General features: G+C 59.1%; 19 protein-coding genes. 6 read left to right on the top strand and 13 right to left on the bottom strand.

Features of this window, described 5'->3' with window-relative positions; translation table 11 throughout:
• Positions 1-3: 3 nt before the first annotated feature.
• Together KB449_RS09900 and KB449_RS09895 are read right to left on the bottom strand one after the other, a co-directional pair.
• Entirely contained in the window at positions 4-3474 is a 3471-nt protein-coding gene (locus KB449_RS09900; protein WP_282908223.1) for a PAS domain-containing hybrid sensor histidine kinase/response regulator, read from the bottom strand.
• Between the two features lie 161 nt (positions 3475-3635).
• Complete coding sequence (locus tag KB449_RS09895) at positions 3636-4529, bottom strand: LysR family transcriptional regulator (protein WP_282908222.1); 894 nt, start codon at positions 4527-4529, stop codon at positions 3636-3638.
• A 113-nt stretch (positions 4530-4642) separates the two neighbouring features.
• On the opposite strand from KB449_RS09895, the gene KB449_RS09890 reads away from it, so the two are divergent.
• Together KB449_RS09890 and KB449_RS09885 are read left to right on the top strand one after the other, a co-directional pair.
• Positions 4643-5023, top strand: coding sequence for a CidA/LrgA family protein (locus KB449_RS09890; protein ID WP_282908221.1), 381 nt, complete (start codon positions 4643-4645; stop codon positions 5021-5023).
• Positions 5020-5700: an LrgB family protein gene (locus KB449_RS09885; RefSeq protein WP_282908220.1), complete on the top strand. Its 681-nt coding sequence runs from the start codon at positions 5020-5022 to the stop codon at positions 5698-5700. Before KB449_RS09890 ends, KB449_RS09885 begins: the two co-directional genes overlap by 4 nt.
• A gap of 3 nt (positions 5701-5703) precedes the next feature.
• Here the strand turns inward: KB449_RS09885 and KB449_RS09880 are convergent, their stop codons facing one another.
• The 4 genes from KB449_RS09880 to KB449_RS09865 form a co-directional block, all read right to left on the bottom strand.
• The gene (locus tag KB449_RS09880; protein WP_282908219.1) at positions 5704-6972 is read right to left on the bottom strand and encodes an MFS transporter; all 1269 of its coding nucleotides are present in this window, start codon (positions 6970-6972) and stop codon (positions 5704-5706) included.
• Between the two features lie 71 nt (positions 6973-7043).
• On the bottom strand, positions 7044-7484 hold the full coding sequence (locus KB449_RS09875; protein ID WP_282908218.1) for a MarR family winged helix-turn-helix transcriptional regulator: 441 nt from the start codon (positions 7482-7484) through the stop codon (positions 7044-7046).
• Positions 7485-7615: 131 nt separating this feature from the next.
• On the bottom strand, positions 7616-8392 hold the full coding sequence (fabI, locus tag KB449_RS09870; RefSeq protein WP_282908217.1) for an enoyl-ACP reductase FabI: 777 nt from the start codon (positions 8390-8392) through the stop codon (positions 7616-7618).
• A 104-nt stretch (positions 8393-8496) separates the two neighbouring features.
• Positions 8497-9699: an MFS transporter gene (locus KB449_RS09865; protein ID WP_282912777.1), complete on the bottom strand. Its 1203-nt coding sequence runs from the start codon at positions 9697-9699 to the stop codon at positions 8497-8499.
• A gap of 234 nt (positions 9700-9933) precedes the next feature.
• On the opposite strand from KB449_RS09865, the gene KB449_RS09860 reads away from it, so the two are divergent.
• Positions 9934-10821 carry a metallophosphoesterase gene (locus tag KB449_RS09860; protein ID WP_282908216.1) on the top strand — a complete coding sequence of 296 codons (888 nt, stop codon included), beginning with the start codon at positions 9934-9936 and terminating at the stop codon, positions 10819-10821.
• Between the two features lie 171 nt (positions 10822-10992).
• Here KB449_RS09860 and KB449_RS09855 read toward each other — a convergent pair whose 3' ends face one another.
• Both KB449_RS09855 and KB449_RS09850 read right to left on the bottom strand, forming a co-directional pair.
• Positions 10993-12099, bottom strand: a complete 1107-nt coding sequence (locus KB449_RS09855) for an SGNH/GDSL hydrolase family protein (protein WP_282908215.1) — start codon at positions 12097-12099, stop codon at positions 10993-10995.
• Between the two features lie 216 nt (positions 12100-12315).
• Positions 12316-12822 carry a ferritin gene (locus KB449_RS09850; protein WP_282912776.1) on the bottom strand — a complete coding sequence of 169 codons (507 nt, stop codon included), beginning with the start codon at positions 12820-12822 and terminating at the stop codon, positions 12316-12318.
• Positions 12823-13068: 246 nt separating this feature from the next.
• On the opposite strand from KB449_RS09850, the gene KB449_RS09845 reads away from it, so the two are divergent.
• Both KB449_RS09845 and KB449_RS09840 read left to right on the top strand, forming a co-directional pair.
• Positions 13069-13866, top strand: a complete 798-nt coding sequence (locus KB449_RS09845) for a formate/nitrite transporter family protein (RefSeq protein ID WP_282908214.1) — start codon at positions 13069-13071, stop codon at positions 13864-13866.
• A gap of 24 nt (positions 13867-13890) precedes the next feature.
• On the top strand, positions 13891-14805 hold the full coding sequence (locus tag KB449_RS09840; protein ID WP_282908213.1) for an L-lactate dehydrogenase: 915 nt from the start codon (positions 13891-13893) through the stop codon (positions 14803-14805).
• Between the two features lie 90 nt (positions 14806-14895).
• Here the strand turns inward: KB449_RS09840 and KB449_RS09835 are convergent, their stop codons facing one another.
• Both KB449_RS09835 and KB449_RS09830 read right to left on the bottom strand, forming a co-directional pair.
• A complete protein-coding gene (locus KB449_RS09835; protein WP_282908212.1) occupies positions 14896-15273 on the bottom strand; it encodes an IDEAL domain-containing protein in 378 nt (125 codons plus the stop codon).
• 87 nt (positions 15274-15360) lie between these two features.
• Positions 15361-16413: an FUSC family protein gene (locus KB449_RS09830; RefSeq protein WP_282908211.1), complete on the bottom strand. Its 1053-nt coding sequence runs from the start codon at positions 16411-16413 to the stop codon at positions 15361-15363.
• Between the two features lie 265 nt (positions 16414-16678).
• Here KB449_RS09830 and KB449_RS09825 point away from each other — a divergent pair, with 265 nt between their 5' ends.
• On the top strand, positions 16679-17797 hold the full coding sequence (locus KB449_RS09825) for an iron-containing alcohol dehydrogenase family protein (RefSeq protein WP_282908210.1): 1119 nt from the start codon (positions 16679-16681) through the stop codon (positions 17795-17797).
• A gap of 945 nt (positions 17798-18742) precedes the next feature.
• Here the strand turns inward: KB449_RS09825 and KB449_RS09820 are convergent.
• The 3 genes from KB449_RS09820 to KB449_RS09810 are packed head-to-tail and all read right to left on the bottom strand — an operon-like array spanning position 18743 to position 21174.
• Positions 18743-20077: an LLM class flavin-dependent oxidoreductase gene (locus tag KB449_RS09820; RefSeq protein WP_282908209.1), complete on the bottom strand. Its 1335-nt coding sequence runs from the start codon at positions 20075-20077 to the stop codon at positions 18743-18745.
• A gap of 48 nt (positions 20078-20125) precedes the next feature.
• Positions 20126-20656 carry a GNAT family N-acetyltransferase gene (locus KB449_RS09815; RefSeq protein WP_282908208.1) on the bottom strand — a complete coding sequence of 177 codons (531 nt, stop codon included), beginning with the start codon at positions 20654-20656 and terminating at the stop codon, positions 20126-20128.
• A gap of 5 nt (positions 20657-20661) precedes the next feature.
• Positions 20662-21174, bottom strand: coding sequence for a DinB family protein (locus KB449_RS09810; protein WP_282908207.1), 513 nt, complete (start codon positions 21172-21174; stop codon positions 20662-20664).
• Between the last annotated feature and the right edge of the window lie 5 nt (positions 21175-21179).

The raw sequence follows: 21179 nt of genomic DNA, 5'->3' as shown, positions 1-21179 counted from the left end.
ATCTTATCCTCGGATCGAGCGCCTCGCCCGAATATCCTCCGACCACTTGGACAGCAGCTCCTGAATCTCCGCCGGTCGCGTCGGCTTGCTCAAGAAGTCGTTCATGCCCGCAGCCAGACAAGCCGCCTTGTCCTCCTGACGAGCGAATGCCGTCAGCGCTACGATGATGGGGCGCCGATGCTCGGGCAGCAGCTCCCTGATCTTTGCGGCTGCCTGCAAGCCGTCCATCGCCGGCATCTGCACATCCATGAGCACGAGATCGAAAGGCTGCGTCACCGCCGCGTTCACCGCGGCTTGCCCGTCCGACGCGATGACCGGCTCGTAGCCCAGCTTGTTCAGCATGGCCCGGATAATTTGCTGGTTTACCGCGTGATCCTCGGCTACGAGAATCCGCATCGGACCGAACCGCGTCGCGTCTTCCGTACCTGCGGAAGACGCCCCCGATAAATCCGCGGCTGCCTCGGCTGCGGAGGCTTGCTCGGACTGCGCATGGGACGACAGCGTGAACCGGAATGTCGAGCCTTGCCCCTCGATCGTATCGAAGCCGATCGTGCCGCCCATAAGCTCGACCAGCTTTTTGCAGATAGACAGTCCGAGCCCGGTTCCTCCGTACTTCCGATTCGTACCCGAATGCAGCTGGGAGAAGGCTTGAAACAGCTGGCCCTGTTTATCCTTCGGAATGCCGATTCCCGTATCCTGCACGGCAAATTCGACCAGCATCGATTCCTTGTTACGCGTCGGCATCGCCCTAACGAAAAGGAATACGGACCCCGTATCCGTAAATTTGACGGCGTTGCTCAGCAGGTTGACAAGCACCTGCCGCAGCCGAACCGGATCGCCGAACATGAGCTCCGGTACGCTCCCCTCGAACCGGAGACCGATCTCGATCTTTTTTTCCACTGCCTGGACCTTGAACAGTTCGAGCGCTTCTTCGACCGTGCTGCGTACCGCAATCGGCTCGTAGTGCAGCACGAGCTTGCCCGCCTCAATCTTGCTGAAGTCAAGAATCTCGTTCAGGATATGCATCAGCGATTCGCCGCTGCGGCCGATCACCTCCGCATAGCTCCGCTGCTCTTCGGTCAGCTCGGTGTCGAGCAGCAGCCCGGTCATCCCGATGACGCCGTTCATCGGCGTACGCAGCTCATGGCTCATTACCGACAGAAACTCGGACTTGGCACGGTCCGCGCGTTCCGCGCTTTCCTTCGCCTTGATGATCTCTTTCTCGCCGGTCACGTCGCGGAATACGACAACGGCGCCCTTCGGCATGCCGTCCTCGTAGGTCGGCGAGATCTGATAGTCGGCGAGGAAGCTCGTGCCGTCGCTTTTCCAGAAAACCGCATCCTTGTCCTGATACGCACGGCCCTCGCGCAGCGCCCTGAGAGGCGGAGACTCGTCGTCCCAATAGCTCACGCCGTCCGTGCCGGTCTGCAGCAGATGACGCAGTGCGGATACGTCGGGCAGACGATCCTCCCGCAAGCCGAGCATCAAGGCGCCCGACTGATTGATAAACGTAAAGTTACCTTCCTCATCCAAGCCGAAGATACCCTCGGAAACCGAGTTCAGGATGCGGGCATGCTCTTCGTTCAATTTATGAATGCGTTCGGTATGCTGCTTGGCCGCCGTAATGTCCGTCGCGATGCCGTAAAATCCGACCGTCTCGCCGTTCACGACGATGGGGACATTCGTAATGTTGAGCGTAAGGATGTCGCCGCCTTTGCGGATCAAACGCGCCTCGTACGTCTGCGGCGTGCCTTGAATTGCGAGATTGACGTGGCGCGACAACTTTTCCAGATCTTCCGGATAGGTAAGCGGCGCAAACGTCAGTTCTCGAAGCTCGTCCTGATCATATCCGGTCAACTGCTCCATCGCCGGATTAATCTTTGTAAAATTGCCTGCCAGATCGAAAGAGCAAATCGGCGTATTATTCAGATCGAACAGGCACCGGTACCGGCTCTCGCTTTCCGTCAATTTATCCTCGGCGCGCTTGCGGGCGGTTATATCGATGGAAATGCCGTAAACGCCGACCACCTCGCCGTCTACGACGATCGGGATGTTGGACACGTTGGTCTCGATCTCGCTGCCGTTCTTGTGGATGATCGTAATTTCGTAATTCTGCGCTACGCCGCTCGCCGCAAGCGCGAAGTGATGCGCCGTCTTGGCCTCGTATTTAGGCGGTACGAGCGGGCCGTAATACATGCCGATCAACTCTTCGAGCGTATACCCCGTCAGCTTCTCCAAATTCGGATTGGCCGTTAAATATTCTCCCTTGAGATTCATCGAATACACGGCGGACTGGTTGTACTCGAAAAGCGATTTGTAGCGCTGCTCGCTCTCTTGCAGCCGCTGCTCGAACTGCCTTCGTTCGGTAATGTCCTGAACGGATCCGAGCAAGCGGGACGGCCGTGCGGATTCGGGATCGACCACCTCCCAGGTTCCCTCGAGAATGCGTATCGAACCATCCGGATGGATAAGCCTGTATATGACAGAATCCTTGAGCGTATCGGCGGAGACTTTGTCCAGATGGCCGCGTATCATTAAACGGTCTTCCTCCGGAATATTCGCCATGGCGGAGTCGATACTGCCCTGCTCGTAGCTCTCCGGCAAGGCAAGCACGCGCTTTGCCCCATTGGACAGCGTGATCGTGTCCCGGTCCAGGTCGATCTCATAGGTGCCCATCTTGGCGATTCGCTGCGCCTCGTCGAGCTTGTCCTCGTACTGCTTGCGATCGCTCACATCCCGGGCCACGGACAAGACGCGGTCCGCCTGTTCCGTATCGTCCCAGATCACCTGCGACCACACCTCGAACCAGAGGTATCGGCCGTCCTTGCGACGGACGCGGCGCAGAAAAAATCGATCGTTCGAGAAGAGCTTGCCCGGATGACTCATCTCGCTTGCGTCTTCGGGATGGTAATAGCTTTGGCGCATCTTGCGGGTCATTTCCTCAGGCGTGTATCCGAGCACTTCCTTGCAAGAAGGAGAAATATAAAGCAGCTCTCCCTCGAGCGAGCTCACCGATACGAGATCGTGGGAATTGCGAGTAAGGAGCATATACAGATGACGGTTGTTCAACACGGGTATGCGTTCCGTCTTTTGACTCGTAATGTCCAGCATCTCCGCAAACAGGTAGAGCGCTTCGTCCGTCCGGGGATCTCTCACCGACGACAAGCGCATGCGCACCCAGATCGAGCGCCCGTCCTTGTGCAGCAGACGCTTCTCGATCTCCTCCATATAGCCGTGCTGCGCCTTGCATCTTTCCGCAGCCGCACGGTAGAACGACGGACGGCTCGGATCGCGGTCGGTAATATCGGGAAACGGCAATCCGAGCAGCTCTTCTTCCCGATAACCAAGCATATCGCACAACGCGGGATTGAGCTTGAGCAGCGTATCGTCCAAAGCCGAGATAACAGCGAAGCCGTTCAACGAAAAGTTGCTGGCCTGCTGGAAGATGATGCCATAGTCCAACGAAGAAGTCATCAGCGAGCCTCCACGTCATCAGGTGAATCGCCTGTCTATTTGAGCCGAATGGCGAAATTTATCGTAATGATTATACCATGCGCTTCTTGCGAAAAAACGAGTAATCACGGGAACGCAAGCTTTGGTCTCCTTCAATAATAAACCGATCCGTTCTTTGCGAATCAGTTCCGGGAACCCTCGAACCGATTACGCGCGAGGTCGATCCAGGCCTGCGCGGCAAGCGGCACGTACCCCTCTTTTCTCCATGCCATCGCCAGCCGCCAAGGAAGCCCGGGCGGCGCCAGCTCCACCGTTCGCACACGCGCCGGGGGAAGCTGTGCGCAGATCGTCGCGGGCAGCAAGGCGACGCCGAGCCCCTCGCCGACCATCTGGACGATGAAGTCCCACTGGGAGCTTTCGGCAACGATATTCGGGCTGAAGCCCGCCGCTTCGCACGCGGCCGTAATCTTTCCATGAAGCGTGAACTCCGCGCGAAACAGCACGAACGGCTCGGACGCCAGCTCCCCCAGTCCCAAGACAGTCTCGCCCGCTAACCGATGACCCGCCGGAAGCACGACCTTCATGCGATCGTCGATGACGATAAACGAATTGTAGAACGATTCGTCGATCGGCGTCTGCAGAACGCCGACATCCAGCAAGCCGGCCCGCAGATCTTCGTCCAGCGATAAGGCCCCCGCTTCGGACAAGCGGATTGCGATGCCGGGGTACAGCCTTCGATACTCGCCGACGACACCCGGAAAAAAATTGGAGCCCGCCATCGGGGGAAGGCCGAGACGGAGCGTTCCCTGTCGCAAGTCGGCCAGATCGGTCAGCTCCCGGCGCAGCGCATCCATCTGCGCCAGGATCGGCGTGCCGTACCGGACCACCGCTTCTCCGGCCTCGGTCAGCCTCGGCCGCTTCCCTTCCCGGCTGAACAGGCGGACGCCGAGCTCCTCCTCCAATTGAATAATCGTCTTGCTGAGCGTCGGTTGCGCGATATGCAGGGTATCCGCCGCCAGCGTGAAGCTGCCCCGACGGGCGATCTCCGCCACGGCTTCTAAATGTCGAATATCCATTTTACTCCCTTCCCCATAGCCATATGGAATGATTTCTATTCTTTATATTCATTTTACCTATGATACAGGTATTCGTATACTGTTTTTATGGCCAATAAAAGGAGCATCACAAAATGAAAGCAAAAACGATCTTTAAAACTGCGCTGCAGGTCGGCTTCTTTATCGCCTTATCACGGATGTCCGATCTGGCCGCGGAAGCTGTCCGTCTTCCGATCCCCGGCAGCATTCTCGGTCTGGTCGCGCTGTTCGCGCTGCTTGAGTTAAAAATCGTCAAGCTCGCCTGGGTCGAGCTGGGCGCCGAATGGTTAGTCGCACAGATGCTGCTGTTTTTTGTCCCCGCTACCGTCGGCATCGTTCGCTACAAGCCGCTTATTGTACACAGCGGCGCCGCGATTCTCGCCACCATTTTGCTTAGCACGGCCATCGTCATGGCGATCGCAGGCTTTGCCGGCGAGCGATCGGCCGGAGCGCGCAGAAAAGAGGCGGCATCATGATGCCGCTCGTCTGGCCCGTGCTGACCGTCTTTGTCTACGTATGCTCTAAATGGCTGTATGCGCGAACGCGCAAGCTGTATCTGACGCCGCTCGTCGTCACGCCCGCTATCGTTATCTCCGCGCTGGCGCTCAGCGGCTCCTCCTACGAATCGTTCGACCGGGGCTCGCACGGGATCGGAGAGATGATCGGTCCGGCGACGATCGCGCTCGCCGTCACGATGCACAAGCATATGAACGTGCTGAAAAAGCATGCGCGGGCCATCGCGGCCGGCGTGACCGCAGGCGGGCTCGCGGCCGTCGCCGTCTCCGCCGGACTTGCCCGCTTATTCGGACTGGCCGCGCCCATCATGGACAGCCTCGCGCCCAAGTCGGCGACGACGCCGGTCGCCTTGTCGGTCTCTGACGCGATCGGCGGCGTGCCGACGATAACGGCGGTCGCTACGCTAGCGACCGGATTGACGGGCATGCTCGTCGGTCCCCTGCTCGTGCGCTGGCTGCACATTCGCAGCTCCGTCGGTCGCGGCATCCTGCTCGGAACCGCCGCCCATGCCGCGGGCATCGCCAAGGCGTTCGAATACGACGCCGACGCAGGCGCGTGCGCGGGCATTGCCATGGTGTGCACTGCCTTTGTGACGTTGTGCGCCTCGGCGCCGATTATGTCCTTGTTTCAAGGATGATTTTTAAACGGACGCCTGCGCGCCCGATTTCGACGCTCTGGACGCCATGACGAATCGCATGATGACATACAGCAAGAGAAATCCGGCCATGATCAGCGCGGAATAACCGTACATGCGGGAATAGCCGATCCGGGCGGCGATCGCACCGAGCAGAACCGCGCCAAGCGCAACGCCGAGATCGGTCGAGTTGTAGAACATGCTGTTGGCGAAGCCGTGGCGCTCTCTGGGCGTGCTGCGCAGCATCCAGGCCTGAAGCGTCGGCTGAATCGCGCCGAAGCCAAGACCGTAGAGCAGCGCCGAGACGATCAGCTGCGGCATGCCCGTCGCGCCCGACAGCACGAGCATGCTCGCCAATACGCATGCGGCAGCCGGGATCAGAACAGCGGCATGTCCTCTGCGGTCGAAAATCCGTCCGGCAATCGGCCGAACGAGAATGACGGTAATGGCATTAAAAAGGAAAAACAACCCGACCTGCGCGATATGCACACTTTCGCCGAACAAGGCGATGAAGCTGAGCAAGCCGCTATACGTAATAGACAGCAGCATATTAAGTACCGCCGGCAGAAGAAGCGGCATGACCGCGTTCGTGGATGCGCCTGACATCGGCGAGATTGCCGTCCGTTTTTGATCGATCGCGGAACCGGATTTCACTGCTGCCGATCCGGATGCCGTCTCCGGCTTTTCCCGTTTTCCGCTGCGCGCAGATCCCGACATCAGCAGTACGCCAGCCGACAAAGCTGCAGCTGCGGCGCTGGATAGCGTAAGCGTCTGGAATCCGAATCCATTCATCAGATTCATGCCGATGACCGGGCCGAGCGACATCGCAAGACTCGTCGATAGTCCGAAGTAACCGATGCCCTCGCCGATTCGATCCGCCGGAATAATCCGCGCCACGAGCGTCGGAACGATCGTGCTTGCCGTGCCGAAGCCGACGCCGTACAGCACGCGGATGACGATTAGCGACCCGATCGCGTCCGCGTAGGCGCATAGAAAGGTCGTCAGCGCGGCTGCCGCCAAACCCGTATAAAGCAACGTGGTACGGCCGAGCTTCGGCATTAGCGACGCCGTCGCGAAACGGCTAGCGATTGCGGCTAACGCGAAGGTCGCCGTCACGAGACTGACGGTCAAATCCCCGCCGCCCAAATCCCCTTTTACGTACATCGGCAGGGATGACAGCAGCATTTGCAAATTAAGAAACAATAAAAAGAAACCCAGCGTGAGGCCGATAAATGCCTTCGTCCAAAGCGGGGCGGTTCGTTCACTCTCGTGCATGCTGCATAAACTCCTTCTTGTGATTGACTTAGATGATAGCGGGGCGCATGCCGCGCGATTGCGAGCGTTCCTTATCCATTTAGCTGATCTACATGCTTGCCTACGCGGTGCAGCAGGCCGAGCAGCGTCTCAAGTTCCCCGGGTGTCAGGCAAGCCGTCACTTCGGCAAGTACGGCGGTCTCGATCGGCCTCGTCTCTTCGATCAGCCGTCGCCCCTCCGCTGTCGCCTCGATAAAAATCGCCCGCCTGTCATTTTGGTCAGGACGCCTCAGTATCCAGCCCTTGCGGACCAGGTGGTCGACGATTCGCGTCGTCGTCGGCTTGTCCTTGCCCGCCCGTTCGCCAAGCTCTCGCTGGATCAAACCATCGGACTCTGTGGCATAATAAAGCACCGACCATTGCTCGGGCGTAATATCGTAAGGTTTTAACCGCTGCATCAGCCTATTGGACATTCGACGATAGACAAGCCCCGTCGTAAAGCCGAGCGAACCCTCCAAACCTTCACTTGCCATACAGGATCACCTCATTTAGTTGTCATGACAACTATATAACTTAAATGATGATTCGTCAACAGGACAGGCCATTGTTTATTGCTAAAAATCGAGCCGTCCCCCGCGCAAAGAGCGAGAGAACGGCTCGTTATTTATCCTGCGATAATATGGAAACCGGCATCCACGTGAAGCACTTCGCCGGTGACACCGCGGGATAGTCCGCTGATCAGAAACATCGTCGCGTCTCCTACTTCGGACTGGTCGACGTTGCGGCGCAGCGGCGCTTTTTCCTCGACAGCGTTCAAAATGTCGTTGAACCCCGACACTCCCTTCGCCGCAAGCGTCCGGATCGGACCGGCGGACACCGCGTTGACGCGAATGCCGTATTTGCCGAGATCCTCGGCCAAATAGCGGACGCTTGCCTCAAGCGCAGCCTTGGCGACCCCCATTACGTTGTAATTGCGCATGACGCGCTCTGCGCCCAAATACGTCTGGGTTACGATGCTGCCGCCCTCCGTCATCAAGGGCTTGACAGCTTTGGCGACGGCGACGAGGGAAAATGCGCTCGATTCCTGCGCGAGCAAGTAACCCTCGCGCGACGTGTCGACGTACTCGCCGCCCAGCTCGTCTTTATCCGCAAAAGCGAGCGAGTGCACGACACCATGTACGACGCCCGCTTCAGCGCCGATTCTGCCGAACGCCGCCTCGATCGACGCGTCGTCGGACACGTCGCATTGCACCGTCAGCAGCGGATCGATGCCGCTCTCCGCAAGCAGCTTCGCCAGCTTTTCGTACGATCTATCCTTGCGATAAGTGAAAATCAGGCGGGCGCCCTGCGCGTGCAGCGACTTCGCGATCCCCCAGCCGATGCTCCGTTCGTTGGCGATCCCCATCACGATGACGTTTTGACCGTTTAGCAATCCAGACACTTCCATCTACCTCCGCTTGCGCTATTCATTCAAGATGATTCATTATAGCCCAATGCGGCGGCGAAGGACAGGCCGGCAACAGCTGCAGCGTACGACGCTATCCGTTATCCGGCAGTCGAAGCCTGTTCGGCTGCGGCGTCGGGATCGATGCCCCGGGTTTCCTTGCCCCATGCCAGCAGCACGACGACCCCGACGACGATCGCGGCGCAGAAGATCAGGAAGACGCCCGTAATGCCCGTTCCGCGTTCCAGCAAATAGCCGACCAGATAAGGTCCGATCACGCCGCCGATGCGGCCGAACGAAGCGGCCATGCCCGCGCCGGTCGAACGGATGCGCGTCGGGTACAGCTCCGGCGTATAGGCATACATCGCGCCCCAGGCGCCTAGATTAAAGAAGGACAGACAAGCGCCTGCCGTCATGAGCGTCGCATCGCTCGTCGCCCAGCCGAACCACCACGCGCAGATCGCCGTTCCGATCAGATAGATCGTCAGCACGCGTTTGCGCCCCAATTTCTCGATGAGCCACGCCGCGCTGAAGTAGCCGGGAAGCTGGGCGAGCGTCATAAAAAGGACGTATTCGAAGCTTTTGACCAGGCTGTAGCCTTTGAGCACCATCACTTGCGGCAGCCACAGGAACATTCCGTAGTAGGAAAAAACGACCGTGAACCACAGCACCCAGAGCGCGAAGGTCGACGCCCGGTATTGCGGCGCCCACAGCTTGGCGAACCGCTCGCGAAGCCCGATCCGCTCGCGGGACCGCTGCTGCTCCCTGAACCTCGGCGCGTCCTGCACCGCTCGCCGCAAATAGATCGCATATAGGCAGGGCAGCGCGCCGATGACGAAGGCGGCACGCCAGCCGTGGTCAGGGATGACGAAATAGCCAATCAGCGCGGCGGCGATCCAGCCGACCGCCCAGAAGCTCTCGAGCAGCACGACGGCTCTTCCCCGATCCTCCGGCCGCACCGATTCGGATACGAGCGTCGAGGCCACGGGCAGCTCGCCGCCGAGTCCGAAGCCGGCCGCGAACCGAAGCAAGCACAATACGGCAAAGCTGGCGGCAAGCGCCGACAATCCGCTGGCCACGCTGAATACCAATAGTGTGGCGAGCAGCACGGCGCGTCTGCCGTAGCGATCCGCCATCGAGCCGGCCACGGCGGCGCCGAACGCCATCCCAACGGAACCGATCGCGGCGAGAAATCCGAGCTGCTGCTTGCCGAGATCCCAATCGACGGCCAGCGCAGCCGCGACAAACGAAATCAGCCCGACGTCCATCGCGTCGAACAGCCAGCTAAGACCCGCGCTAACCATCAGCTTGCGTTGTCCGGTCCGTCCGGTTGACCCGGACGATCCGCTCGATCCGGTTTGTCCGAACGAGCCGGACCGCCGCCCAGTCCTTCCATTCGCCATTGCTTTGCTCATGCGACGCCGCCTCCTTTTACTCGTCGAATCACGCTTTCCCTAGTCTTACCCGATTTCTGCCGTTTTTTTGTTTGCCGGTCCTTTTTTTGATACATTTAAAAAATGGGAGAAGGAGGAAGCGTTATGTCTAACACGGAATGGCTATGGTTAATAGGCGTAGCGGCTGCGTTAATTGCCTTCTTCTTGGCATGCGGCATCTACGTTTTTTTCGTCGAGCCTTTCAGGCTCGCCGTGACCCGGCGCGAGATCGAATCCGCGTGGCTGCCCGCGGGCTTCGACGGGATCAAGATCGTGCAATTCAGCGATACGCATATCGGGCCCAATTATTCGGTCAAGAGATTCGAAGGCCTCGTCTCGGCAATTGCCGCGGAAAAGCCCGATATCGTCGCGTTCACGGGGGACCTGTTCGATGCCAGAAAGAACAACCCGGATCGGGAAAAGGACCTCTCGGCTTTGCTATCCCGCATTCAGGCACCTCTTGGCAAGTTCGCCGTCTACGGCAATCATGACTTCGGGTACGAGCGAACCAGGCGCAGCACCAACCCGTCGCTGGCGAAGGCGGGCTTCGAACTGCTGCTGAACGAGACCAAAAAAATCAGGCTGGAAAATGGCGAGTTTCTGTCGGTATCCGGGTTGGACGACTATGTGCTCGGCAAGCCGGACCCTGCTCGCACGCTCGCGAAGCTTCGTCCGGACGGCTTTAATCTGCTGCTCGTCCACGAACCCGATGTTGCCGCTTTCCTCGTCCGCTACCCGATCGACCTGCAGCTGTCCGGCCATAGCCACGGCGGTCAAGTGAAGCTGCCAATCGTCGGCGCGCTCGTCCGCACGCAGCTCGGCAGAAGATTTTTATCCGGCCTGCACATCGTATCCGACCGGCGCCGGCCGCGCAGACCGTACCTGCTGTACGTCAACCGCGGGATCGGCACGACGCGCCTTCGCGTCAGATTCGGAAGCGTGCCGGAACTGTGCGTATTTACGCTCAGAAGCAAGGCGAAGGCGGAAGGATGACTTTGCCGGGACGATTGAGTCGGTTGCCGGGTCCGCGGCAAAAATTCTCGGCATAGCACATTCATACGGATTTAACTTATTTGTACTCTTGCAATGGCTTTTTCCAACACGGCGAACGCCATGAAAAACGCCCTCCCTTAAAGCGCCGGGAGGGCGTTGGCATGCTTATTGTTAACGCAGAATAGGCTCGAGCAACGAAGCGAACACAGGCAGCAGGCAGTCGCGCATTCGCGCGTAGCCAAGGTCGGACGGATGCACGCTGTCCGCGGAGCATTCGCCGTAATCCTCGCCGAGCATGTCCTCGCCGCTCAGGAAAAAGACTTGCGAATCGCCTACGTCGCGCAGCCGCTGCACGATGTCCTGCTGCAGCGTCAGCCGCCGGCGCCGCTCCATGTCGAACAGCGGCACGAACGCCTCGCGTCCCATCCTGATCTGGGACACGACCAGGATCGGCGTCAACGGGTGGGATTCGCGATAGATCTCGATAAACGCAGGCAGCGTCTCTCCGAGCCGCTCGGTGCTCGGCGTATTGCCCTCGTAATCGAGAACGAGCAGCGCCGGATCGTCGATCTCCGCAGCCAGGCGGGCCAGCTCAGGCTCGCCCTGCGCGTTGCCCGAGAAGGCGAGGCTTACGAATTCGATCGGCAGCTGACGGCTGAGCTGGTTCGGATACGCCATTCCCGGACGCGAGGCGCCTGCGCCGTGCACGATCGACGTGCCATAGATGACGACCTTTTTATCGCTTGCAAAGCCCGAAAAAGGCTCGATCGCCGCATCCGGCGCAAGACCGATTTCAAGGCTATGGATTCCCTGATAGAGCGGCAAATAGAGCGTGACTTCCTTGGCGGATTCATCCTGGTTCTCGAACAGCTGCGATTCGTATGCCTCGTCGTCGTAATGGAACTTCGCCGAGCATACGTAGCGCTGGCTGCCCTGCGGACCCAAATAGCAGTCGATGCCGCACTGCGCGACCGGCGCCAGCTGGGCATACTCGGCTCTTCCGAACAGCCGGACGCGAACCGCGAGCTTGGCCGAGTTCGTGCGGAAGCGGATCTGCGCACCCGTCGGAAAGTTGGCCAGCCGGTCGACCTCCGGGCGGATCGTCCAAGCCGGCGCTTGCGGGAGCCGGCGATAGCGCCGCTCCCGGTCGAACCATGGCAGTCCGCATTTGCGAAAGGACGCGTCGGCGGCATCGAGCCAGCGCCATGGCCCCCCGGCGAGCGATTCGACGGCGAACGCGCCGTCGATCGGTTTTTGCGATGGACGCGCATTTTTCATGCTGCTTCCCCCTTGATCGGATCGTCCCGCGAATGCGCGGGCTTTTCCTATTAGCGTAGCGGCCACAGCCGCGCTTGGGTAGGAGGAGGACCACGATTATTGGAGCGTGTCTACGATCGCGACGCGTACGCGAAGTAAGACTACGTTGGAATACTCATCCAAGCGTCTGACAGATTAAAAATGCCGGCACGAATGCCGGCATCCCCAATTCATATTTTATTCGGCTGCCGGCGGCGTGAACGTACGCTTCGCGAACTCGGCATCCATCATGAAAAACGCGTTGCTGTCGTCGGCGATGCGCTTCAGCTTGGAGATGATGCTGTCGAACAGCGCTTCCTCTTCGACCTGCTCGTCGATGAACCACTTCAGGAACTGGATCGTGGCGTGCTCGCGGTCGTTAAGCGCAAGGTCGGACAGATGGTAGATGCGGCGGGTAACTTCCTGCTCGTGCTCATAAGCATGCTCGAATACTTCGAGGATGGAGCCGTAGTCGTTTTGCGGATCGGGGATGCCCTTCAGCTTCACCTTTTTGCCGCGGTCGTTCAGATACTTATAAATTTTGGACGCGTGAAAACGTTCCTCTTCGGCCTGAATCGCGAAAAAGTTCGCGAAGCCGTCCAGGCTCTCTGCGGAGCAGTAACCGGCCATCGCGAGGTAGACGTGCGCGGAATGCAGTTCAAAATTAAGCTGCTCGTTTAACGCGTCGTGCAGCGTATCGTTCATCATGTGAAGCGCACCTCCAAAGTTTGTTGTTCGCACGCTAATCAGTTTACCACAATCTGTCTCGATCGCCCATGGCGGCCAAGCGACATTTTCCCCGTTCAACGCCTGTCCGTTCCGCCTTCGGCTGCCGGGCGCCCATCGACAGGCCAGCCGTAACGGGTAATAAAACATGGACCCGAAGCTGCGGACATGGCATAATCGAAACAGGCTTGGGTATCTATGGAAGCAGCAAAGCGAGGTGAATCGATGGAAACGGAATCCCTGCGAATGGTCGAAAAGCTGGCCGAGAAAAAAATGAAAATCTTCAAGCAGAGCAAGCTCCGTTATCTCGCCCGATCGGCGCTCGCCAGCATGTTTATCGGCTTCGGCGTCATCGTCGCCTTCAAGACGGGCAACTATTTTTACCTCGAGCACTCCCCGTTGACGTACCCGATGGCGGCGATTACGTTCGGCGCGGCGATCATTCTGATCGTGTACGGGGGCGGCGACCTGTTCACCGGCAACACGTTTTACTACTCCTACACGGCGCTCCGCAAAAAAATCCGTTGGTCCGACACGATCAAGCTATGGTGCTGGAGCTACCTCGGCAACATCATCGGCGCCTGCCTGTTCGCGTTCATGATCTTCGCCACCGCCTTGTTCAAGGACGCGAGCGTCAACGGCTTCCTCCTGAGCGTCGTGGACAAGAAGATGAACACGCCGGTCGTCGAGCTGTTCTTCCGGGGCATCCTGTGCAATTGGCTGGTTTGTCTCGCTTTTTTCGTTCCGATGTCCATGAAGGAGAACGGCGCCAAAATGTTCGCCATGATGCTGTTCGTGTTCTGCTTCTTCATCTCGGGCTACGAGCACAGCATCGCCAACATGTGCACGTTCGCCATCGCGCTCGTGCTGCACCATCCGGGCACGATCTCGCTTGGCGGCGTCCTGCACAATCTCATCCCGGTCACGCTCGGCAATCTCATCGGGGGCGGCGTGCTCATGGCGTACATGTATTATTATGTCAATAAGCCGTTTATGGACGATGGTCAGCAAGAAGAACAATAACAGCGATACGAGGAGAGGATTTCGATGAAAAAAACGAGAATCGTGGTCATCGGCGCGGGAGCCGTGGGATCGACGACCGCCTATACGCTCATGCTGCGCAACCGGGTGGACGAGCTGGTGCTCATCGATGCCAATCATAAAAAGGCGGTCGGCGACGCGCTCGACATGAACCACGGCATGCCTTTTCTCGGCGGCGGCGATCTGTGGGCGGGCAGCTACGAGGACTGCAAGGATGCGGACATCATCGTCATCACCGCAGGCGCCGCCCAGCGGGAAGGCGAGTCGCGGGTCGATCTGTTGAAGCGCAACGCTGTCATTATTGACAGCATCGTCGAAGAGGTGCTCAAGTACAACACGACGGGCATCCTGCTCATCGCTTCGAATCCGGTCGACATCATGAGCTATATCACGTGGAAAAAATCGGGCTGGCCGGTCGAGCGGATCATCGGCTCGGGAACGCTGCTCGACAGCGCGCGCTTCCGTTATCTGATCGGCGAGAAGCTGAAGATCGACCCGCGCAGCGTGCACGGCCATATCGTCGGCGAACACGGCGATTCCGAGCTGCCGCTCTGGAGCCTCGCCAACATTGCCGGCGCCGAGCTGTCTTTAAGCGACGCGGACAAGGACGAGATCTTCACGAACACGCGGGACGCCGCCTATCAGATTATTAGTGCTAAAGGCGCTACTTACTACGCCATCGCGCTTGCGCTCGACCGGATCTGCACGGCGATCCTGCGTGACGAAGGCGCCGTGCTTAATGTCTCCACCCTTCTGCACGATTACCACGGCGTTTCGGATATCTTCCTCGGCGTACCGTGCGTCGTCGACCGCCATGGCGTACGCGAGATCATCGACATCAAGATCTCGGACTTCGAGCGCGAGCTGCTGCACCGTTCGGCGGACAAGCTGCGCAATCTGATCGCGAGCATAGGCGTATAATCGCCGGCGATTGCCGAAAAAAAAAGCAGACCCCCTGCCGTCCTGGAGGACGGTCAGGGGGTCTGCTGCTTATAAGCGCGCACGGCGCGCTTACTCTTGCGCGATCAGGCCGAGCCGGTTGCGCCACGCGACCGGCACGTCCGTCGCGGAGGAACTGCGCTCGCCGGCAGAAGTCTGCAGGCCGGCAAGCTCGCTCGTCAGCTCGCCGAACCATGCCGTATCGCGGATTGCCAGCGATACGTCGATCAGGTTGCGAAGCTGCTCCTCGTTGTACTTGGTCGTCTGCGGCAGCGGCCGCAGCATGCCGACAGGCACCGCGATCTCCGTGCCGATCGCTTCGACGCGATCCGAGGCGGTGACGTATATGCCTGCGGCGCCTTGCATCGATAGAATCGAATTGACGAAGCCTTGTATCAGTTCACCTTGACTCGTTCTGCCGGCTACCCATTCTCCCATTTCAAATCGCATGCAAATCACCGCCTGTTCATAATGGTAAGCCCAAAGCCATGATCGGCTTCGACTATACTGTTATTATAATGGTTACAGTTAATTTCGTCAATCGTTCCCACTTTTCTCCGCTCTGGCCACTTCGGTCAGCATCCGGCCGAGATCCGCATATACGCTGCCGATCAGCTTGAGCCGCTCCAGATCCGCGCCGGCCATGCTTTGCCCAAGGCTGCCGAGCTGTACTTGACGCGCATGCTCGGTCGCCTCTCGCAGCTTGTCTTGCGCCTCCGGCGAAGGATCGGTCACCGCGTCCGCGTAGCGGTCCACGCAATCCGCCGCCGCAGCGAGCGCCGGTACAAGCCCCGGGACCTGCAGACCGGCATCGTCCAGCTCGACCAGGCTTCGCGCGATGCCCCGCGCCTGTACCGACAGATGCTCCAACCGCTCCATCGCGGCCGAGACGCGCTCGACGCGCTCGCGACGCATGCGTCCGAGCGGCACGAACTTCAGACTTTGCCGGGCGAGCGCCGTCGCTTCATTCCCCCGTTGGATAAGTAGCAGCAGTCCGCGCGCCTCCTCCAGCACCTGAGCCGGGCGTCGCTTCCCGCGTACCGCCTCGTCATCGTGCCGCAGCACGTCGGCGATTCTTTTTCCGAGGCCCGATGCCGCGTTCAACGCCTCATGCGTCGTGTCGCGCGGCACGAGCGCGAGATTGATCGCCACCGCTACGCCCGAGCCGAGCAGCGTCTCCAAGATCCGGTAGGCCGCATAACCGTTCGTATTGCCGAAAGCCAGCACGAGCAGCGCCGAAACGCCGATCTGCGCACCGATCTGCGCGTTCAGGCGCATGGCGTTCGACATCGCCAGCCCCGCCAGAATGACCAATGCGATCGTCCAAGCGTTCACGCTCAGCCATTGACCGGCCAGCAGGCTGATTCCAATGCCCACGACGATCCCGACGATGCGATAGATGCCTTTTTGGATCGAATCGGCAACCGTCACCTGGAGCGTGAGAATAGCCGCGATCGGCGCAAAATACGGATATGAATGCGGCGTGACCGCCTCCGCCAGCACCCATGACAAACCGCATGCCAACGCCGTTTTAACCGATTGCAGATCAATGCCAAGCTTGCGCAGGAGCAGGAACGCGTCCCGAATCATTCCGTTCACTTCCCTTATACTCATTAACCTTATTATAGCAACCTTGATACATCGATCGGAAATATCTATGGTAGGCACGGTTGACACTGCGGCTTGCTGCACCTATACTCGGAACATAACCAATTATTCCAACTATATTACTATGTATTATACCGTCTACCGGACGACCGGGGATCGGACGACGCCGCGATGCTGCTGCAGCCCGCGGATTCGCCGGTCCCTTTTAACGTTCCGTTTCTAATAGGAAAAGAAGGAGGAATGTCGAATGATCGAGATCAAGACGCCCGCGCAATATTGGAACCGCGCCGGCGCGCTGGGAGAAGCTGCGCCTTGGGCGCCTTACGCCGGTAAAAATGCGGTTGTGATCGCCGGACACACGGCTTGGCGAAGCGTATCCGAAGGGCTGCTGGGACGATTTTACGACGACGGAATCGCATTCGCCTATTACCCGTTCGAAGGGCGCTGCACCGCGCAGAAAATCGACGTTTATGCGGATAAAACGACCGCCTTCGGCGCAGAGTTCGTGGTGGGTGCCGGCGGCGGCAGCGCGCTGGACTTGAGCAAAGCCGTCGGACAACGGCTGGGCCTGCCTGTCGTGACGATACCGACCGTCCCCGCTACCTGCGCAGCCTGGTCGGCGCTGATTGTACTGTACGACGATGCGGGCAGGTTCGTCGGCCGCCGGCCGTTGACCCGTTCTCCCGCACTCGTGCTGGCCGATGCGGACCTGCTCGCGGCCGCGCCGCTGCGGTATTTGTCGGCAGGCATTGCCGACAGCGTGGTGCTGTGGTACGCGTCGCGCATCAACGTCTCCTATGGAAAATACGGCCGCATCGACGGCCACATCGGCTGGCATACGTCGCTGCTTGCGCTCGAGATTTTAAAGCGCGAGGCGGTCGCCGTCTACCGGGAGGCCCAAAAGGATAAGACCCATCCCGCATTTCCAGACGTCATCGACGCGATCTTCCTGCTGGCGGGTCTCGTCGGCAGCATCGGCGGCAACGGCAAGCGCGCGGCTTTTGCCCATGCGATTCACGATGCGTTAACCTGGTTTCCCGAGACGAAAGGAACGCTGCACGGGGAAAAGGTCGCGTTCGGCCTGATCGCCCAGCTGGCGCTGGAAGGGCAGTTCGAGGAAGCCGCCTTTTGGGCGGGCTTTTATCTGCAGTTGGAGCTGCCGGTCACGCTCGCGGAGCTCGGCTTCATCGGCGCCACCTCCGATCTCGCCGCACGAATCGCCGCAAACGTGCCGTTTGACGCAGACACCGCCGAAGGATTGGCATTTCCAGTCAGCGAGCGGCTGCTCGCCGAAGCGATCGTCCAGGCCGACATCATCGGCCGGCGGGCCGCCCGGCTCGCTTCGTCGGTGCCGCCGGCTATTTGACGAATGATGCAGTCTCGTCGACGTCTCTTTTCGATTGCATTTTGTTAGCCTATGCTGCAGACAGCGCCAATGGAGACACGAAAGGTGAGGCAGAAGCCAACCGTCCGGCGAACGTCTTACGTAGGGCGAGTGGTCAGAAGGAGCCAATAACAACAAACCCCCACCTGATAGGCGGGGGTTTACAAGTGCATTTAAGGTAACGGAACAAAGTCAAAGAAAATGGGCAAAAAGTTGATGAAGTGGGGATAAGACGGTAGTAATACTAATTAACAAACCTTGGATCCCGCGGCTAAGATAATGACCAGCAGTACGAAGAGGACAAGCGCGAAAGCTGCGCCTCCGCCTGCTCCACCAACTTCACAACCCATACAGCACACCTCCAACGTAGTTGTTTAATACGCTATTAGCTTATGCGCGTTAAAATATATTGCTTAGACATTCGCACAGTAGACCATATGTTGCTTTTCCGCATTTACACTGTTGTAATAAGGCTATAATGTTCAACACGAAATAGCCCGGGAGCTTAGGCTCTCGGGATTTTTTAATTTAGCGATGGATATCTCTGCAATTTTATGGAATCAAATAAGCAATTCGAGTGAATTGCAGAGTTGTTCCAGCCTGAACTTATGCCTGAAGGGCAAGCCCTTTATTGGGAGTTACATCGGGATCGTCGGGATCCTCAGAGCCCGAGCCGGTGCGCGGATCTATAGTGATCGTCTCTCGACGCGGAAGCTGATTTCCAGGAGCAGCGTTGCACGGAAAAACCGTGTAACTGTCGCAGAAACCGCAGCCGGGGAGCCTTCACGCCGAAAGCACGCTTACCCTGTCTGCTAATCGCCGCCACTATCCTCGAAACGGCGCCAATGGTATGCTTTGATATTCAAAAAAGGGATGAAGCGGCGCAAGCTTCGCGCCATTTCATCCCTTTTCTCCTTCAAACGAACCTCACACCTCTACCGAAGCCTTCGCCAGCGTATAACGGTTCGCCGGGATCGGCACGCCGAGGTTGCCGCGAAGCGTGTCGGCTTCGTATTCCGTGCGGTAGATGCCGCGCTCCTGCAGCAGCGGCACGACAAGCTCGACGAAGTCATTCAGTCCGCTCGGCAACGTCGAGTGAATGATGAAGCCGTCGGCCGCCTCTTCCTTGTGCCACTGCTCAAGCTGATCCGCGATCTGCTCCGGCGTGCCGATGAATTGGCCGCGGGGCGTCGCTGCGCGAAGCGCGACTTGACGAAGCGTGAGCCCTTGCTCGCGCGCGTCCTTCTTGATCTTGTCCGTGCCGCTGCGGAAGCTGTTGCTGCCAAGGTCACCGATGTCCGGGAACGGCTCGTCGAGCGGATACTGGGAGAAATCGTGATGCTCGAAAAACCGGCCAAGGTAGTCCAGCGCTTTTTCGATCGATACGAGACTCGCGATTTCCTCGTACTTGCGCTCCGCCTCTTCCTGCGTGCGGCCGATGATCGGCCCGATGCCCGGCAGAATAGCGATGTCGTCGCGCGAACGGCCGAAGGCGACCGCCCGGTCCTTGACATCCTTGTAGAACGCCTTCGCCTCTTGCAGATTTTCCTGGCCGGTGAAGACGGCGTCCGCTTCTTTGGCCGCCAGGTTTTTGCCGCTCTCCGAAGAGCCTGCCTGGAAAATGACCGGCTGACCTTGCTTGGAACGGGCGACGTTCAGCGGACCTTCGACGGAGAAATGCTTGCCCTTATGATTCAGCTTGTGCAGCTTGGAAGGATCGAAAAATACGCCGGATTCCTTGTCGCGTACGAATGCGTCGTCTTCCCACGAATCCCAGAGGCCTTTCGTCACCGCCAGGTACTCTTCCGCGATCTCGTAGCGCTCGTCATGGGTCGGGTGTTCCGTCCGCCCGTAATTGCGCGCGGAGCCTTCGAGCGGCGAGGTTACAACGTTCCATCCGGCGCGTCCGCCGCTGATCTGGTCGAGCGAGCCGAACTGGCGCGCCACCGTGAATGGCTCGCTATAAGAGGAGGATAGCGTTCCAACGAGCCCGATCTTCTTAGTGACGGCCGCTAGCGCGGACAAGATAGTGATCGGCTCGAAGCGGTTGAGGAAATGCGGGATGGACTTTTCGTTAATGTAAAGACCGTCCGCGATGAAGACGAGATCGAACAAGCCTTCCTCCGCTTTTTGCGCGGCCTGCACATAGAATGGAAGGCTGACGCTCGCGTCGGACGGGATCTCCGGATGTCTCCATGCCGAGATGTTGCCGCCTACGCCGTGGATAAGTGCGCCGAACTTCAGCTTTTTGCGTGCGCTCATCGTATTGCCTCCTTAAATATGGGGGATTGAAGAAGATGTGGGTTAAAATTAAATCTTCAGCAGCGCGGCGTCGTTCAGATGGAGCCGATAGCTCTTGACGAGAATGTCGCCGTTATAAATGTCTTTGTCGTAGGCGCGCTCGAAGCCGAGGCGTTCGTACAGGCGGACGGCGGAGGCCATGATGTCGGACGTGTGGAGGTGGAGCGTTTCGCCGCCGTGCGCCTTCGCGCGAAGCGCGGACTCGCGAAGCAGCGCGGTAGCGACGCCTTGTCCGCGGGCTTCGGGGCTCACGGCGATCAGGCGGACAATCGGAGACTCGATGCCGATGTCGCGGCCGTAAGCGACGATTGAAGAGTCGAATAGCACAGCGCTGCCGACGAGCTTGCCTTCCCGCTCGGCGACCAGGCGGGCGAACGGTCCCGGCGCGTCGACGGAAGCGGCGATATTGTTTTTGTATTCGACCCAGCGTTCCGCCGGCATGGTTGCCTCGTATTGACCGTAAGCCGCGAGCAGCACCTCCCTGATCGCTTCGCGGTCGCGTTCTTCAGCGTCGCGGACGTGAATGTGCGCCTGCGCCATAACCGTTAAGCCCCCTCCCGCGCCGCTGCCGACGGCTCGCGACCTAGCGCCGCGGCCTCTGCCGCCTTGATCCTGTCGAGCTGGCCGAGATGGTGCTTGGCATGGGCGGCGAAGCCGCGCACAACGTCGGCAAGCGTCACCCGGTCGCCCTTGGCGTTGATCGCCACCTTCTCCCAATCGGCAGGGGACAGCCGATGCAGCAGGCGCGCGTTGTAGGCGACGAGCGAACGGAAGCCTTCGAGCACGTCTGCCGTCTCCGCCTCGTTGCCGTATTGGCCTTCGACCCAGGCGTCTTGACTGAACGCGGGCAGACGCACCTGCGAGCCGGACAAGATTTCTCGAATGCGGAAGGACACGACGATCAGATGATCGGTTAGGTGTACGATTACCTCGGCGGCGCTCCATTTGCCGGGACCCGGCTTCCAGGTCAGCGCGGATACGTCCAGTCCGCGGACGGCGTCCGTCAGCCAATCGTAAGTATTAGAAAACGCGTCGATATCGGCGTTGTGATTGCTCATGCGAA

Origin of the sequence: Cohnella hashimotonis (assembly GCF_030014955.1) — a bacterium.
Lineage (GTDB): Bacteria > Bacillota > Bacilli > Paenibacillales > Paenibacillaceae > Cohnella > Cohnella hashimotonis.
The sequence above is the reverse complement of the archived record's forward strand: the minus strand, read 5'-3'. Positions and strand labels throughout refer to the sequence as shown.

What these genes read in the sequence shown, in the direction of transcription:
- KB449_RS09900 (WP_282908223.1), bottom strand. Translation starts at nt 3,474, where the DNA reads ATGACTTCTTCGTTGGACTATGGCATCATCTTCCAGCAGGCCAGCAAC.
- KB449_RS09895 (WP_282908222.1), bottom strand. Translation starts at nt 4,529, where the DNA reads ATGGATATTCGACATTTAGAAGCCGTGGCGGAGATCGCCCGTCGGGGC.
- KB449_RS09890 (WP_282908221.1), top strand. Translation starts at nt 4,643, where the DNA reads ATGAAAGCAAAAACGATCTTTAAAACTGCGCTGCAGGTCGGCTTCTTT.
- KB449_RS09885 (WP_282908220.1), top strand. Translation starts at nt 5,020, where the DNA reads ATGATGCCGCTCGTCTGGCCCGTGCTGACCGTCTTTGTCTACGTATGC.
- KB449_RS09880 (WP_282908219.1), bottom strand. Translation starts at nt 6,972, where the DNA reads ATGCACGAGAGTGAACGAACCGCCCCGCTTTGGACGAAGGCATTTATC.
- KB449_RS09875 (WP_282908218.1), bottom strand. Translation starts at nt 7,484, where the DNA reads ATGGCAAGTGAAGGTTTGGAGGGTTCGCTCGGCTTTACGACGGGGCTT.
- KB449_RS09865 (WP_282912777.1), bottom strand. Translation starts at nt 9,699, where the DNA reads ATGGTTAGCGCGGGTCTTAGCTGGCTGTTCGACGCGATGGACGTCGGG.
- KB449_RS09860 (WP_282908216.1), top strand. Translation starts at nt 9,934, where the DNA reads ATGTCTAACACGGAATGGCTATGGTTAATAGGCGTAGCGGCTGCGTTA.
- KB449_RS09855 (WP_282908215.1), bottom strand. Translation starts at nt 12,099, where the DNA reads ATGAAAAATGCGCGTCCATCGCAAAAACCGATCGACGGCGCGTTCGCC.
- KB449_RS09850 (WP_282912776.1), bottom strand. Translation starts at nt 12,822, where the DNA reads ATGAACGATACGCTGCACGACGCGTTAAACGAGCAGCTTAATTTTGAA.
- KB449_RS09845 (WP_282908214.1), top strand. Translation starts at nt 13,069, where the DNA reads ATGGAAACGGAATCCCTGCGAATGGTCGAAAAGCTGGCCGAGAAAAAA.
- KB449_RS09840 (WP_282908213.1), top strand. Translation starts at nt 13,891, where the DNA reads ATGAAAAAAACGAGAATCGTGGTCATCGGCGCGGGAGCCGTGGGATCG.
- KB449_RS09835 (WP_282908212.1), bottom strand. Translation starts at nt 15,273, where the DNA reads ATGCGATTTGAAATGGGAGAATGGGTAGCCGGCAGAACGAGTCAAGGT.
- KB449_RS09830 (WP_282908211.1), bottom strand. Translation starts at nt 16,413, where the DNA reads ATGATTCGGGACGCGTTCCTGCTCCTGCGCAAGCTTGGCATTGATCTG.
- KB449_RS09825 (WP_282908210.1), top strand. Translation starts at nt 16,679, where the DNA reads ATGATCGAGATCAAGACGCCCGCGCAATATTGGAACCGCGCCGGCGCG.
- KB449_RS09820 (WP_282908209.1), bottom strand. Translation starts at nt 20,077, where the DNA reads ATGAGCGCACGCAAAAAGCTGAAGTTCGGCGCACTTATCCACGGCGTA.
- KB449_RS09815 (WP_282908208.1), bottom strand. Translation starts at nt 20,656, where the DNA reads ATGGCGCAGGCGCACATTCACGTCCGCGACGCTGAAGAACGCGACCGC.
- KB449_RS09810 (WP_282908207.1), bottom strand. Translation starts at nt 21,174, where the DNA reads ATGAGCAATCACAACGCCGATATCGACGCGTTTTCTAATACTTACGAT.